Genomic DNA, 14,602 nt, shown 5'->3' on the forward strand with positions numbered 1-14,602 from the left:
CGACCTATTGGTAGACTAATCTTCCTTCAACTTCGTTATCTAAAAGTTGATGAGAACTTAGATATTCTTCCAGAACTTGTTGAGCCGATGTGGTCACGACCTTGGGAGTACCTAGCTCTTCAGGTTTCATATTGAGACTGATCACTGAATTTTTGTAATGATATTCCTGGAGACAAAGCGTATATTGTGCATCGTCTTGTACAGGGTTTCCATTAATGCTGAGAGAGTCTAGTTTTTTCTCAGCTTCATTATAAATTGCCTGAATGCCTTTATTAACCTGGAAACAATTCCCTTCACCAGGGATTCTGTTCTCGGGTCTCATAATATAGCTAAATATGTTTTTCATCTGTAGCCCAGTAATTTTCACTTTATAAAGGGGCCCATCGTAAGGATAAGTTTTTTTCAAATCGCCTAAAGTGACCAAAGGCCCTAATTTTGTACCCCGGATCGAACCACTTCCGATCAAAACAACATCAATCAAATCGGTTTGGGCTAAAACATCGGTGATTAAGTTACCCAATGCAGTTTCGACTTCACGGCTAGGATGAATCAGTTCACGTGATAATCGACTAATAATTCGGTTATATTTGCGATCTACTTCTTCTTTATAAGTTGCGATAAAGTTTTCCAAAACAACATCCGGCTCTGCAACAGTGTTATTTATAGGAACCAGTTCCCATTTCCATTCCACAATGCTGTTAGTATCATCATCTACTACAATGTCGAAACGTCCAATTTGATCTGTTCCTACCGCAGCTTGTGCGATCAAAATGTTGTTAACCTGTGCAGGTTGTTCTAAAAAAGTATGGGAATGTCCGCCAATGATCATATCTACACCCCATGCTGGATCTAGCATCGTCGCTAGTTTTTTATCTTCTTCAAAACCAATGTGGGTCAAGAGAATTGTTAGGTCAATATCTTCATTTTTGTAAGTATTGCAAATTTTACCGACTTCGGCTGCAGCATCTTCCAAACCCACAAATGTACTAATACTTGTGTCTAGTTTTAAAGCTTTTAAAACTTCTTCAGTCACGATCCCGATGAACATGATATCAAATCCATCTACATTCAGGATTAGATAGGGGCTCATCAATCGTTTGCCGTACTTTTTAATATACAAGTTAGCATTAACGATTGGAAAATTTGCCATCTTTTCCAGAAACAATAAATGCGGGAATCCATAATCCAATTCATGATTACCCAGCGTCACTACATTTGGAGCTAGGTAGTTCATAATTTCTATTGTTGAAAGTCCCTTAAATTCCGTATCAATCATCGAGCCTTGGAGCATATCTCCAGAAATCGTGTAAAGCACATTTTTCTCTTCTTGACGGACTTTATTGATATATCCAGAAAGCAGCGATAATCCCCCGATTAGATTACTTTCTCCACTCTTGGCTTCTGCGAGAAAGTCTCCGTGCATATCATTTGAATGCAAAATTGTAAATTTTTTGAAACGTTCTGTCGCCATCATTAGTTTTTTCCTGAGTTAGTCAGATATTTTTTTCTGCTATATATGCAGAACAAAGAAAATTGTATCATACTTAACAATAGCTACCGATTTCTTTATAATTAATTTACTTTTCCTACTATTCCTTTTTTTCCTAATCCCTGATCGCAAAAAATTTATAGCTTTTGGGATTGAGTGATCGCTGATTTTACTAAAACTTAACTTATTGAACTTATGTTAAAATATGTTTAATTTTATTAAGATCTTTGAAAGAGAGAATCTAAAAATTTTTAAAGCAGGAACGTTAATCACTTGCATTTCAATAATTACTGTTTTATTCCCGGTGTTTCTAGCCTTAACATTGAGATAACTATCTTTTAATTCTGTCACAGTGCCGGCTGCATAAGACTCAAGAATTTCAATGAATAGGAATTTAACTTTTAGAGGGGGTAACTCGTCGATTTCTGAGTCTGTGTTTATCATCTTCTACGGTATATTCTTCTAAATCATCATCTTGAGTTGAAAGCGAATCTAATTTATCTTGAATTCCTTGGAGGGTTGCTTCCGTGACTTGAAAAGAATCTTGAAGATCATAAACAATATCCTGAGCTTCCGCAATACGAGCATAAAAGTCAGGGATAAAATCATCTTTTAACGCATCTAACTGTTGAGAACATCTGCGACTGTCTTGGGTGACTTTAAAAAATAAAATTAAAATGCTAAAAACACTAGCAGTCGGAACCAGAACAGCCAATAAAATCCAAGCTGTTAATAAAGGATTAACCCGTCTGAGACTTCGAGAAACTTCATTTTCAATTAACTCTCGGATAAAAATGCGATCGCTAATTTTAGAGGTTTTAAAGGTAAAATTTCTCTCAATTAAAGGTCTAAATTCATGAGATTTAAACTCACAAAAATAAACAGGAAACAAGCTTAAATAAGAAGATAAAAAAGTAAAAAAAACTTGGAATATATTCATGGAAATTCAATCATTAAGAGTCAAAATTTAACTGTTGGAATTTTTCATCCTGTCGAATTAGATCAAAATCTGTTTCCCGTTTAACTAACTTTTTACAAACATCAGGATTTAACCGAATTGCCCGTTTTAAATTTTCCAGGGCCAACTCAACTTTTTCTTGAAGAGCATAACACCGAGCTTTATTATACCAAATTCGATAAAAATCAGGACGAATTTTTGCCGCTTGATTATAGGAAGAAATAGCTTCATCGTACTTTTTAACTTTAGCTAAAGCAAAGCCACAATTATTCCACGCATCCATATAATTTGGTTTTAATTCAATTGCCCGTTGATAGGATAAAATTGCGGCATCATAATGATTGAGCTTTCCTAAAGCGACCCCACGATTATTCCACGCATCGGCATAATGACCTCGTAATTGAATAGCCCTTTCATAAGATACAATCGCTTCATGATACCGTTGTAATCGTGTTAAAGCAACACCTCGATTATTCCAAACCTCAGCTAAATCGGGTTGAAGTTGTAAGGCTTCATCATAATGTTGAATTGCCGTTTCTAACTGACCTTCTAAAAATAACTTATCTCCTTGTTTAGCCATACAAACCGCTTGTTTGAGTTGTTCCTCACTGTTAGAAACAGGAGATTCCGTAGTAGGGGTTTCCGGTTCAGATATAACAGAAGATTGAGGATCAACTTGAGCAATAGTAAAGGCTTGATTATTTTCTGATTCTGGGGAAGAATCAAACTGAACAGGAATTAAAATTTCCGTCGCAGGATGGGTTGAAATCTCAGTTTGAGATGGAATAGCAATTCCATTACTTTCAGGTAAAGATTCAGTCTGAATTTTAGTCGGAACTCCCGAATTTTTAGGCTGTTCAACCCAGACCGCTTCAATCACAGGTAAGGGAGTTTGAGTCGTTAGGGTTTGTAAGGTTTCATGGGCTAAATCATTTTTATGTTGCAATTGATATAAAACTTGTCTAGCCTCCATTAGAACCCGCTCCATTTCCGTGAGGGTATCCACTTTTAAACTTTCAATCTCTTGTTCTGCGGACGCTGTTTGTTTGGCTAATTTTTTCAACAAAAACCACACCCCACAGGCGGCAATTGTATTCAACAGGAGTAACAACAGTAAAACCAAACTTAATAATGATAGATGACGACGAAACGTATTATCAACTTGAGTTTCAACTAAATCTTGAATGTCTTGTTCCTGTACAGAAGATTCTGATAAAGCAGGAGTTTGAGCCAGGGGAAAAGCCCAGGACTCAGCCGATAAAACCGTAAAAAAAAGTAAAATAGTCGCAGTAGCGATCCGACTGCGTTGAGCAAAGGTCTGGGGTGTCAGCATCCCCTGTGTCCAAAATAGACAAAAGCTGAAGGCGATCGCCAATTTATTTTTGTTTTTCATAACATCTAAGCGTGAATCGAGAAAATCCAAATGGGAGATCCCCAGGATCAAATTATCGAAGAACAGCAAGAATTAAGAAATACTATCATGTCTGAGTAGATTCCCCAGACGATCTTGATTGTTAATGGACTGCCTTCTTAAATCAGGTAAACTCATATTAGAGTAAATGAATTGGTTAATACCCCAAGGAGAACACCGGACGTGTCAATCGAAATTGGTCAAAGAGTCAAGGTTCGCCGAATCAGAGAGCGAGTCCCTAACGATGTTGTCGATCAGTTAAAGCAAAATCCCTTTGGAACCGTCAAAGAATTTAAAATAGTTGACGGGAGTGGAGTCGGTTTTATTGTTCAACTCGATAACAAAACATCAACCTGGTTCTTTGAAGATGAGCTAGAAGTTTCTCGCTAATCTGCCCCCCACTGCGGGACGGAATAATTCTCAGGGGATGATCCGCATCCTGTAGTATTAGGCTGTTGTCGATCATCCTCTTGAAGCTTTTGTCAACTATCCTTCCCTTGGTCAAGTTAATTTTCAAAAAACTTGCGATAGGATCAAGGGCGATCGCATGATCAAGTTTCCCTGAGCGAGATTAGGAAATCATAAATGGCCCTGACATTAACATTTTTGGGGAAAGGTGGTACAGGTCGGACAATATTGGCGATCGCTGCGGCTAAACAATTAGCCGCTAGGGGTCAGCGAGTGTTGTTCGTCGAACAAGATAATAGTCCCGCCTGTCACCTGTTGCTAGAAACGGAAGTCGGTTGTGATCCAACAGCTATCACCACGAACTTAAAAGCCGTTCAACTAAAAAGTGCGGTATTACTCGAACGCAGTTGGGAAGAAGTTAAAAAGCTAGAAAGCCAATATGTTCGGACTCCCTTTTTTAGGAACGTTTATGGTCAAGAATTAGGCGTTTTACCGGGGATGGATAGCGCCCTGGCTTTAAATGCCATTCGGGAATATGACAAAAGTGGCGATTATGATGTGATCATTTATGATGGGTTAGCCAGTCAAGACACCCTGAGAATGTTGGGAATGCCAGAAATTCTAAGCTGGTATCTTCGCCGTTTTCGCAATGTGTTTATGGAGTCGGACTTAGGGAAAACCTTATCTCCCTTTGTACAACCCATCGCCAGCAGTATTCTCAATATTGATATTTCGGGAGATACCTTTGCTCAACCGACTCAAGAAATGAATAATATCTTGGATCAAGGGAAAGCGGCGGTATCTGATCCGAACCGAGTGGCGGCTTATTTAGTCACGACCCAAGATGAAGTTGCGATCGCAACGGCCCGATATTTATGGGGAAGTGCTCAACAGGTGGGGTTAACCGTTGGGGGGGTACTGTTAAATCAAAGCTTACTCACCGGATCAATTACAGAAGCCTTTGAGCCCTTAGCCGTGAGTCTGATTCCCCCATCTTCCAGTCCAAACTGGCAACCCATCATCGACGCTTTACCCGATTTTACCCAGGCGCAACGAGCTCCCAAACCGATTAATATTGATGTGAATGAGCGCAAGGTTAGCTTGTTCTTACCCAGTTTTGATAAAAAACAAGTCAAGCTCACACAATACGGCCCAGAAGTCACGATAGAAGCCGGAGATCAACGGCGAAATATCTTCCTCCCCCCTGCCTTAACTGGAAAACCTGTTACCGGGGCTAAATTCCAAAACGGTTATTTAACGATTAGTTTTTAATTGAGGTTGACGGTTGACAATAAATTGTTAATCGTCATCCTCAAACAATAGAATTAAGTTCTGTAATCAAAAGTATTAATAAGGATCAGATGAAGAAGATTTAGGGGAAGATTCGACTTGAGAATCAAGGGTTTGATTATTTAAGGTAACTTTTTCATTAATTGTAACAACTATTCCGAGAAATAAAAGACTGCTAATCACCGCTAACAGGGGTAATCCTTTTGTTAAACTTAAATCCCGTCGAATTCGGGCAAAAGGATGACTTTGCCGTCGCAGCATTTGGGCAACCGCACACTGCTGAAGACAAAAGGGATCTCTGACATAATGACCACTTCTGCTCATCACAAAATGGGTATGGCAGTGAGGACAGGTAAAGAGTCCACCTAACATTCCTACTGAAGGCAAAATGCTAGTATGATGGCAAATGGGGCAAGTAACAGAATGAGCATTAAAGGTATCTGCGTTCATAACAACTGGACTCAAACGTAGAAAACTAAGGGTTCATTGAAACTGGAGAAAATTGCAACAGCTTGGGCAGTAGGATGTGTTCTGCTTTCTATTACTTCTAGTCTACCTCTAAGGAGAGAGAGTGTATCGTTGAGAAACGTTAACATTTGTAGAGAAGAACTTCTCCAGCAAGAGTCTCTGACGCAATTTGTAACTTTTGTAATTCTGTAACATGGGTAAGGTTATATTGCAATGGGGTAATGGTGATGAAACCTTGACGCAAGGCATGAACATCAGTGATAAACTCATCAAATTCAGAGGGTGTATTTAACAGTTCCACATCCTCCATTAATTCTCCGGTAAGCCAATAATAGGTTTTTCCTCTAGGGTCAAGGCGTTTTTCCAAAATATCCACATAACGACGAATCCCTTGACGAGTAATCATCACGCCTTGAATCTCTGACGACAAAACACCCGGAACATTAACATTAAGTAACATGGGTTCTGGTAAAGGATTTTTTTCTAAAGCTTGAATTAACTTTTGAGCAAATTCAACGGCTCCTTGAAACTCCCGTGAAGTATAACTTCCTAAACTAAAAGCTATACTGGGAATACCCTGAATTAACCCTTCCATCGCAGCCGAAACCGTACCTGAGTAAAGAATATCCGTTGCAACATTCGGCCCATGATTAATTCCCGCTAACACCAAATCGGGAGGGCTCTCTAAAATGCCAAATAGTCCCACTTTTACCGAGTCGGCGGGAGTTCCCGAACAGGCCCAAGCGGTAACAGAAGGTTCAAAAATATCCTTGACCTGTTCAACCCGAATCGGATGATGTAACGTTAAACCATGACCTGTTGCTGATCGTTCCTGATCAGGACAAACCACCGTCACCTCATGACCCCCTTGGGCTAAACCATTGGCTAAACTACGGATTCCTTGGGCAAAAATCCCATCATCATTACTAATTAATAGTTTCATAAAACTTCAGGAGAAAGTGGAAAATAGTAACGTAGACCCCATACAGTTCTCAAGATTGCTTGAGCTTAAAAAATGTCTGTGTTTTTTGTTAATGACAATGGCGCTGCGATTATCAATATTGGGGGATTAAACCCACCGAGTCTGGAATCTGTGACTCAAGGGATTATTGTACCCCCTATCATCGCTAACCCAATTTTGGAAGATGTCTATTTTGACTCGACAACACTAATTATTCCACCTTTAGTAACCTCCAGTGGAGAATTATTATCGGGAACATCGGGTCATGATCAGTTAACGGGAAAAGAGGGGAATGATACTTTGCAAGGATTACAAGGGAATGATGTTCTCCAGGGTCAAGACGGGAATGATTTTCTATTCGGAGGACAAGGGAATGATAACTTGATAGGTGGCGAAGGCAATGATGTGTTAAGTGGCGACCTAGGACAAGATTTGCTAACGGGAAATTCGGGAAATGATATTTTTATTCTTCCGGTGAGTGCGGCGGTGAGTCATATTAATACTGTTGATATTATTACAGATTTTATTGTTGGGGAAGATCGAATCGGTTTAACCGATGGTTTGAGTCAAACTAATATTATTCTTACTTCTACTATTCTCAGTGGAAGCCCTGGAACTTTAATTACTGTTATTCAGTCTAATCAATTGCTGGGATTTATTGCTAATGTATTCCCTGGGGGGTTAACTCATCAATTTATTCAAGTTGATTAACAGGATTGAATCTATCTCAATTTTATAATTAAAGTTCTGACTTCGCTTGACAGGTAAGGATATTTTAATTAGGTTTGAGTTAGATTTTGTATTTTCTACCCAAAAAGAGAGTAACAATAATATGGCTATTTTTCAAGGAACAGATTTAGGTGACGTTCTTCAAATTGGTGCTTTCCCATTGGCTAGTATCACTAAAGATGGTCAAATTCTGAATCCCCTGATTATGATTCAAGAATCTGATTTAGCTGGAAATGATACCATTTTGTTATTGGATGGGGCTGATAAAGCCGATGGTGGAGCCGGAAATGATACCATTGATGCTGGAGCCGGAGACGATAATCCCATTAATGGTGGAGATGGAAACGATAGTATTAATCTAGGAGATGGAAATGATTATGCCATTGGGGATTTAGGAGATGACACTATCCTCGGTGGTAAAGGTGCTGATATTGCTGATGGTGGAAAAGGAAACGATTATATCGATTTAGGAGAGGGAAATGATAACGCCATTGGTGGTGAAGGAAATGATATTTTTGTTGGCGGTTTAGGTACGAATAATCTTGATGGGGGAGATGGGAATGATACCCTTTCCTATTTAAACGTTACCCCCATTTCTCCGACGGGAGCGGCTCGAATTACAGCTAATTTAACAACAAAAGGTGAAGTTTTAGATGCTGCTTTTGTTGCCATTGCTACTGATAATATTACCGGGCCGATTGAAAATATTATTGGTGCTCCGGGTATTCCTAATGATCTTACAGGAGCCGCAGGTGATAATATTTTAATTGGGGGGGCTGCCAGTGATAATTTAATTGGAGCCGGGGGGAAAGATACCCTGCAAGGGGGTTTAGGCGATGATTTCTACACCGTTACTACAACGGGAAATGGTACTCAAATTCAAGATACTGGAGGAAGTGCAGACAGTCTTTTTATTCCGGGTGTCACCTTGTTACTTTCGGGGCCGAGTACAACGGGTTATGGTTTAGAACGACAAGGAAAAAACCTGGCTATTGACTTAAATATTGATGGCAAAATTGATGCGACTCAAGATTTATTAATTGTTGATTTTTATGCGGATACAACAGCAAAAACCGCAGGAATTGGGTTAATTGAAAACGTTGTTAATCTAAAAGGGGAAGATATTCTCAATTCTAATATTCCCAATACCGCACCCCCTCCAACCTCTAATGTTACCTGGACAACACCAACCGCCTCTGTCAGTGATCCGGGGCCAGATGTTCCCGCACCAGGGGGTGGAAATACCGTGTTTGTTGACCAAGGAATTACATCCTATGTGTTTACTAACGCTGCTGATAATGTTTTTGTCCCCGCAACGGCTGCTAACCTGTATATTCAAGCCTTAAATGGAAATGATTTCGTTGTAGGAACCGCATCAGCCGACAATATTAATGGTAATTTAGGGGCTGATGTGATTTTAGCAGGTGGCGGGAATGATGGCGATCGCACTGTAACCATTCCCGCCAATACCATTCGTACAGCCATTCGCGGCGGCAAAGGGTCAGATAACCTCGATGGTCAAGAGGGAGATGACTTACTCAATGGTAACTTGGACAATGATACCGTATTGGGAGGTGTGGGAAATGATATTCTCCGAGGGGGCAAAGGTGCAGACGTCTTAGATGGTGGTGCAGGTACAGATTACTTGATTGGCGATGCAGATCAAGATAAACTGACGGGTGGGGCTGATGCAGATATCTTCGTGTTACCCGGAGCGTCCGTCGCCGCAACCAGCTTAAATCAAGCTGATTTAATTACCGATTTTCTCACCGGAACCGATAAAATCATGTTACCCACTGGGATAACCTTTGCCCAACTCACCTTAACGGCTGTCACCGTACAAGTGGATGGAAGTACAGCATTAGCATCTACAGCCATTCAATCAGGAACCACCTATTATGGGTTAGTACAAGGGATAACCCCGGTTCAACTCACCGCAGCTAACTTTATTGCGGATGATCCCAATATTACAATTTTAGGATAGATATTAGGTCACAAACCGGGTTTCTCAATTGCCCTGACTGTTAATAGCTTTTGCTATTGCAGAAACCCGGTTTCTTGAATTTCTTGATACCAGCAAAACCATTGACTGCTAGAATGAAGTCAGGAGCTCCTTATCCCCAGACTTAACTATGAGTCACTGTCTTAATCCCAATTGCTTACAACCTAATCCCAACACCACAATTTTTTGTCAAAAGTGCGGTTCTAAATTACTATTAAAAGACCGATATTTGGCTTTAAAAATATTAGGGCAAGGCAGTTTTGATCTAACATTTCAAGCATTTGATACAGAGAAACCCTCTCAACCCTATTGTGTAATCAAACAATCTTTTTCGCAAGTTCAAGACCCGAATGCTCAACAAAAAGCTGAGGAACTCTTTAAACAAGAAGCAATTCGATTAAAACATTTAGGAAAACATCAGCAAATTCCTGAATTATTAGATTATTTTATTCAAGATCATCATCAATATTTAGTTCAAGAATATATTACCGGACAAAATTTAGCCCAAAACTTAGCGCGACATGGAGCATTTTCAGAAACTAAAATCATGACTTTGTTAGCGCATTTATTACCCGTTTTAGGAGTTATCCATAAACATAATTGTATTCATCAAGATATTAAACCAGAAAATGTTATTAAAAGACAGGGGAATCATAAATTATTTTTAGTGGATTTTGGAGTTTCCAAAGCAATTACCCCCACGCCGTTATCAGTAACAGGAACTGTTAGGGGTTCTTCAGGATATCTCGCCCCAGAACAAGCGGTCGGAAAACCGACTTTTGCCAGTGATTTATATAGTTTAGGAGTCACTTGTGTTCATCTTTTAACCAATGTTGAACCCTTTGATTTATTTGATGTTTTTAAAGGCAGATGGGTATGGCGAGATTATTTAACAGTTCCCGTCAATGAGTCTTTGGGTCAGGTATTAGATAAACTGTTACAACAGGCAACTAATAACCGCTTTCAAACGGCTCAAGAAGTCTTAAAGCATCTACCCTTAAAAACAAAACCGATATCGCAACCGATATTGCAACGGGTAGCAGAACCAGATATAGAATTAAAGTCAGCTAGAGCAATTAATTATTATCACTTAGAACAACTTTTGAGAGCCAAAAATTGGAAAGAAGCTGACGAAGAAACGGCTCATAAAATGTGTGAAGTCATGGGAAGAATAGAGGAGGGATGGTTAGAGGAAGAAGATATTGATAATTTTCCCTGTGAGGATTTACGCACCCTTGATCAACTGTGGTTAAAATATAGCAATGGACGCTTTGGTTTTTCGGTACAAAAGGAAATCTATCAAAGTCTGGGAGGAACCCGGAATTATGATAGCAAAATTTGGCACGCATTTGGTGATCAAGTCGGTTGGCGTGTTTCTGGAAATTGGTTGCATTATCAAGATCTTAAATTCGATCTGAGAACTCCAAGGGGACACCTCCCGTTTTTATGGTGGGGTAGATGGTTATGGGGCGTTGGAAGTGGGGGGTGGAGGGGTATTTCTTCTCTAGCATCAAGGCTTGTAGATTGTAATCTTTAACCCTAGTAGACATCAGAAACCGGGTTTCTTAATTTAATTCAGCAATTTGTGATAATTGTTCTACTTTTATTTTCATATTGTTTTTTAATCCTTGATGGTTGATGGTGCGTGCGCTACGGGATATTATGGTTGATGGTGGCAAGATTGTGCGTGCGCTGATCGCTTACGCACCCTACTTTCCTACTTTGTATAACTGCATAACCTCCTCTAACGACATTCGAGACTGTGCTCCTAATGTTAAGGGTGAAAGATGACCTTGATTAAGATGGTCTGAAGCCGCACAAGCAATCATCGCGGCGTTATCGGTACAATATTTTAAAGGGGGAAATAAGACCCGCAAATTGTGAAGTTTAGCGGCTGTTTGCAGATGGTTTCTTAACCCACTATTTGCTGCAACACCACCCCCAACTGCAATGGTATCTAATCCAAAATCTACCGCACAAGCGATCGCTCGTTTTGTTAAACTTTTAGCAACAGTCTCTTGAAAACTCGCTGCAATATCGGCAACGGGTAAAGGGTTATCGTTTTGTTTTTGTAACGTTTGAACTAACCGTAATACTGCCGTTTTTAATCCGCTAAAACTCGAATGATAGGGATGATAACCCCCATTAGGCAGAGAAATTTTGCCTTCGGGTAATGTAAAGGCTTTGGGGTTGCCTTGGCTGGCTAATTGATCAATAATAGGCCCGCCAGGATATCCTAAATTTAATAACCGGGCAACTTTATCAAAGGCTTCTCCGGCTGCATCATCAACGGTATGTCCCAAGGTGTGATAAATGCCACAGTCTTTAACATGAATTAAACTGGTATGGCCTCCCGATACTAATAAACATAAAAAGGGCGGTTGGAGAGTGGTTTCGGTTAAATAGCTGGCATAGATATGGCCTTCGAGGTGATGAATGCCCAGAAAAGGTTTATTCTGTACCAAGGCTAAAGTTTTAGCAGCCGTAATTCCGGTTAATAAAGCCCCTACCAGTCCAGGGGCACAGGTTGCTGCAACGCCATCAATGGCTGACCAGTCTAACCCTGCGGTGTCTAATGCTTGGTCAAGAACAGAATTCACCATTTCTAAATGATGGCGAGAGGCGACTTCGGGTACAACTCCCCCATAAGGGTGATGAATGGCAATTTGAGATGCCACAACATTACTCAAAACTTTACGATTCTTTACAATTGCGACCCCGGTTTCGTCACAACTTGTTTCAATTGCTAAAACTGTTGCCATTGACTGATAAATTTTATGAAATGATTCGAGCTTCTATTGAGTAGCTTAATCATTACAGATCTTTTTGGGTACAGTGAACAACTGAACCTAATCGTCCCCATTCTTCTGCGTGGGTTTTGACCTCGCTACGAGGGATAACAAACGCTTTGTCCTCCCTATGTCAAGGGGATGTTTTTTACAACCCCCCTCGACTCAAAGGATAAAAAACGTATTGTTTTGTAACAAAAGGAAACACTTCTATGCGTCGATTGTTGGCTGCTATTCTAGCCCTGGGCTTGTGGATGAGCGTTGTTCCCGCAGCTTCAGCTTATAATCTTGTTCCTTGTTCTGAATCTTCGGTGTTTCAGCAACGGGCCAAAACTGCTCTTTCTTCTTCTGCTGACCCTGCACGAGTGAAAGCACGCTTTGAGCGTTATTCACAAGAACTGTGTGGCAAAGAAGACGGCTTACCCCATTTAATCGCTGATGGAAGCCTAGCTCATGCGGGAGACTTCGTAATTCCGAGCATTCTGTTCCTGTATATTGCAGGGTGGATTGGTTGGGTCGGTCGGGCGTATTTACAATATGCTAAAAAGAGCGACAGTCCCACAGAAAAAGAAATTATCATCGATGTTCCTGTGGCCCTGACCTATATGCTCAGTGGCTTCCTGTGGCCTTTAGCAGCGTTGAAAGAATTCACTACAGGTGAAATGTTCGCTAAAGATGACGAAATCACCGTTTCACCTCGTTAATTGCAGAATTCTCATCCAAAGATTGGGGAAAATTTAGGTTAACTTTATGACCTGAAAATTTTCGATCTAATCGATTCATAAACAATATTTGTTTATGTACCAATACTCTTTGTGAATTCTGCTTTCTTTTAACTGATTAATTCTTTTTCACACGGTTGCAAACTTAGGAGAAAAAACTCATGCAGTATTTCCTGAAATATCTTTCAACAGCCCCTGTTTTAGCCGCCGCTTGGATGGCCGTTACTGCGGGAATTTTAATCGAATTTAATCGCTTTTTCCCCGATTTACTCTTCCACCCTATGCCGTAATTTAACCTTGAGTTAAATTGGGTTTTGGTTGTCGGTTGTCAGTTGTCGGTTGTGAGTTAAGGGTCAACTTCCAACCGTCAACCGTCAACCGTCAACCGTCAACTTTTAATGGTTAACTGTATTTATATTGTTCAATGAAATCCTATCTTGCTGCGGCTATTCAAATGACCAGTACGCCTTGGTTAGACAAAAATCTAGCAGAGGCCGAAGAATTGATTGATTTAGCAGTTCGTCAGGGGGCGGAATTAGTCAGCTTACCTGAGAATTTTCCCTTTATGGGTGAAGAAGCCGAGAAACTGGCTCAAGCTGAAATCATTGCCCAAAAAACTGAAAAATTTCTCAAAACAATTACCCAACGGTTTCAAATTACGCTTTTAGCTGGGGGTTTTCCAGTTCCCACAACAGAGGGCAAAGTCTACAATACGGCGGTGTTGATGGGGTCTAATGGTCAGGAATTAGCGCGTTATCAGAAAGTTCATCTCTTTGATGTGAATTTACCCGATGGCAATACTTATCGGGAATCTAATACGGTGATGGCGGGAAGTGTTTTACCTCCAGTTTATGATTCCCCAGAATTGGGAAATTTAGGATTATCGGTGTGTTATGATGTCCGATTTCCTGAACTTTATCGCCACTTATCCCAACAGGGAGCAGAAATTTTATTTGTCCCGGCTGCTTTTACCGCCTATACCGGAAAGGATCACTGGGAAATTCTTCTCAAAGCTAGAGCGATTGAAAATACCTGTTATGTGATCGCACCAGCCCAAACTGGGTGTCATTATGGCCGTCGATATACTCATGGTCATGCCATGATTCTTGATCCTTGGGGGGCTGTTCTCGCTGATGGGGGAGATAAACCAGGGGTGGCGATCGCAGAAATTGATCCAGCCCGTCTTGAACAAGTCCGCCGCCAAATGCCCAGCCTCCAGCATCGAGTCTTTACTTAACAGTTATCAGTTAACAGTTATCAGTTATCAGTTATCAGTTATCAGTTATCAGTTATCAGTTATCAGTTATCAGTTATCAGTTATCAGTTATCAGTTATCAGTTATCAGTATCCCCTCATCCCCTTGTCCCCTTGTCCC

General features: G+C 40.4%; 14 protein-coding genes. 8 read left to right on the plus strand and 6 right to left on the minus strand.

Annotated features, from left to right (window positions below):
• Positions 1–4: 4 nt before the first annotated feature.
• The 3 genes from IQ236_RS20265 to IQ236_RS20275 all read right to left on the minus strand — a co-directional run bounded on the left by IQ236_RS20265 (position 5) and on the right by IQ236_RS20275 (position 3,840).
• The gene (locus IQ236_RS20265) at positions 5–1,474 is read right to left on the minus strand and encodes a bifunctional metallophosphatase/5'-nucleotidase (protein WP_193870966.1); all 1,470 of its coding nucleotides are present in this window, start codon (positions 1,472–1,474) and stop codon (positions 5–7) included.
• A gap of 409 nt (positions 1,475–1,883) precedes the next feature.
• On the minus strand, positions 1,884–2,429 hold the full coding sequence (locus IQ236_RS20270) for a hypothetical protein (protein WP_193870967.1): 546 nt from the start codon (positions 2,427–2,429) through the stop codon (positions 1,884–1,886).
• Positions 2,430–2,442: 13 nt separating this feature from the next.
• Positions 2,443–3,840 (minus strand): tetratricopeptide repeat protein, encoded by a 1,398-nt coding sequence (locus IQ236_RS20275; RefSeq protein ID WP_193870968.1) that lies wholly within the window; start codon positions 3,838–3,840, stop codon positions 2,443–2,445.
• A gap of 201 nt (positions 3,841–4,041) precedes the next feature.
• On the opposite strand from IQ236_RS20275, the gene petP reads away from it, so the two are divergent.
• Positions 4,042–4,248 (plus strand): cytochrome b6f subunit PetP, encoded by a 207-nt coding sequence (gene petP / locus IQ236_RS20280; RefSeq protein WP_193870969.1) that lies wholly within the window; start codon positions 4,042–4,044, stop codon positions 4,246–4,248.
• Between the two features lie 195 nt (positions 4,249–4,443).
• Entirely contained in the window at positions 4,444–5,538 is a 1,095-nt protein-coding gene (locus IQ236_RS20285; protein ID WP_193870970.1) for a Get3/ArsA fold putative tail anchor-mediating ATPase NosAFP, read from the plus strand.
• A gap of 75 nt (positions 5,539–5,613) precedes the next feature.
• Here the strand turns inward: IQ236_RS20285 and IQ236_RS20290 are convergent, their stop codons facing one another.
• Positions 5,614–6,006 carry a hypothetical protein gene (locus IQ236_RS20290; protein ID WP_190523572.1) on the minus strand — a complete coding sequence of 131 codons (393 nt, stop codon included), beginning with the start codon at positions 6,004–6,006 and terminating at the stop codon, positions 5,614–5,616.
• Between the two features lie 139 nt (positions 6,007–6,145).
• On the minus strand, positions 6,146–6,967 hold the full coding sequence (gene surE, locus IQ236_RS20295) for a 5'/3'-nucleotidase SurE (RefSeq protein ID WP_190523570.1): 822 nt from the start codon (positions 6,965–6,967) through the stop codon (positions 6,146–6,148).
• A gap of 72 nt (positions 6,968–7,039) precedes the next feature.
• Between surE and IQ236_RS20300 the strand changes: the two genes are divergently transcribed.
• From IQ236_RS20300 to IQ236_RS20310, 3 genes are all read left to right on the plus strand, one after another.
• Complete coding sequence (locus tag IQ236_RS20300; protein ID WP_193870971.1) at positions 7,040–7,696, plus strand: calcium-binding protein; 657 nt, start codon at positions 7,040–7,042, stop codon at positions 7,694–7,696.
• Positions 7,697–7,817: 121 nt separating this feature from the next.
• A complete protein-coding gene (locus IQ236_RS20305; RefSeq protein WP_193870972.1) occupies positions 7,818–9,698 on the plus strand; it encodes a calcium-binding protein in 1,881 nt (626 codons plus the stop codon).
• Between the two features lie 148 nt (positions 9,699–9,846).
• Positions 9,847–11,253 (plus strand): GUN4 domain-containing protein, encoded by a 1,407-nt coding sequence (locus IQ236_RS20310; protein ID WP_193870973.1) that lies wholly within the window; start codon positions 9,847–9,849, stop codon positions 11,251–11,253.
• Between the two features lie 172 nt (positions 11,254–11,425).
• On the opposite strand, the gene tsaD is transcribed toward IQ236_RS20310, so the two are convergent.
• On the minus strand, positions 11,426–12,478 hold the full coding sequence (tsaD, locus tag IQ236_RS20315) for a tRNA (adenosine(37)-N6)-threonylcarbamoyltransferase complex transferase subunit TsaD (protein ID WP_193870974.1): 1,053 nt from the start codon (positions 12,476–12,478) through the stop codon (positions 11,426–11,428).
• Positions 12,479–12,717: 239 nt separating this feature from the next.
• On the opposite strand from tsaD, the gene IQ236_RS20320 reads away from it, so the two are divergent.
• From IQ236_RS20320 to IQ236_RS20330, 3 genes are all read left to right on the plus strand, one after another.
• Positions 12,718–13,209: a Photosystem I reaction center subunit III gene (locus tag IQ236_RS20320; RefSeq protein WP_072720592.1), complete on the plus strand. Its 492-nt coding sequence runs from the start codon at positions 12,718–12,720 to the stop codon at positions 13,207–13,209.
• 179 nt (positions 13,210–13,388) lie between these two features.
• On the plus strand, positions 13,389–13,517 hold the full coding sequence (gene psaJ / locus IQ236_RS20325) for a photosystem I reaction center subunit IX (RefSeq protein ID WP_072720591.1): 129 nt from the start codon (positions 13,389–13,391) through the stop codon (positions 13,515–13,517).
• Positions 13,518–13,651: 134 nt separating this feature from the next.
• Positions 13,652–14,464, plus strand: a complete 813-nt coding sequence (locus IQ236_RS20330) for a carbon-nitrogen hydrolase family protein (protein WP_193870975.1) — start codon at positions 13,652–13,654, stop codon at positions 14,462–14,464.
• Positions 14,465–14,602: the final 138 nt, after the last annotated feature.

Origin of the sequence: Planktothrix mougeotii LEGE 06226 (assembly GCF_015207485.1) — a bacterium.
Lineage (GTDB): Bacteria > Cyanobacteriota > Cyanobacteriia > Cyanobacteriales > Microcoleaceae > Planktothrix.

Coding starts and splice junctions, on each gene's coding strand:
- IQ236_RS20330 (WP_193870975.1), top strand. CDS start 13,652: ATGAAATCCTATCTTGCTGCGGCTATTCAAATGACCAGTACGCCTTGG.
- IQ236_RS20300 (WP_193870971.1), top strand. CDS start 7,040: ATGTCTGTGTTTTTTGTTAATGACAATGGCGCTGCGATTATCAATATT.
- IQ236_RS20270 (WP_193870967.1), bottom strand. CDS start 2,429: ATGAATATATTCCAAGTTTTTTTTACTTTTTTATCTTCTTATTTAAGC.
- IQ236_RS20310 (WP_193870973.1), top strand. CDS start 9,847: ATGAGTCACTGTCTTAATCCCAATTGCTTACAACCTAATCCCAACACC.
- psaJ (WP_072720591.1), top strand. CDS start 13,389: ATGCAGTATTTCCTGAAATATCTTTCAACAGCCCCTGTTTTAGCCGCC.
- tsaD (WP_193870974.1), bottom strand. CDS start 12,478: ATGGCAACAGTTTTAGCAATTGAAACAAGTTGTGACGAAACCGGGGTC.
- IQ236_RS20305 (WP_193870972.1), top strand. CDS start 7,818: ATGGCTATTTTTCAAGGAACAGATTTAGGTGACGTTCTTCAAATTGGT.
- IQ236_RS20290 (WP_190523572.1), bottom strand. CDS start 6,006: ATGAACGCAGATACCTTTAATGCTCATTCTGTTACTTGCCCCATTTGC.
- IQ236_RS20320 (WP_072720592.1), top strand. CDS start 12,718: ATGCGTCGATTGTTGGCTGCTATTCTAGCCCTGGGCTTGTGGATGAGC.
- IQ236_RS20275 (WP_193870968.1), bottom strand. CDS start 3,840: ATGAAAAACAAAAATAAATTGGCGATCGCCTTCAGCTTTTGTCTATTT.
- IQ236_RS20265 (WP_193870966.1), bottom strand. CDS start 1,474: ATGATGGCGACAGAACGTTTCAAAAAATTTACAATTTTGCATTCAAAT.
- surE (WP_190523570.1), bottom strand. CDS start 6,967: ATGAAACTATTAATTAGTAATGATGATGGGATTTTTGCCCAAGGAATC.
- IQ236_RS20285 (WP_193870970.1), top strand. CDS start 4,444: ATGGCCCTGACATTAACATTTTTGGGGAAAGGTGGTACAGGTCGGACA.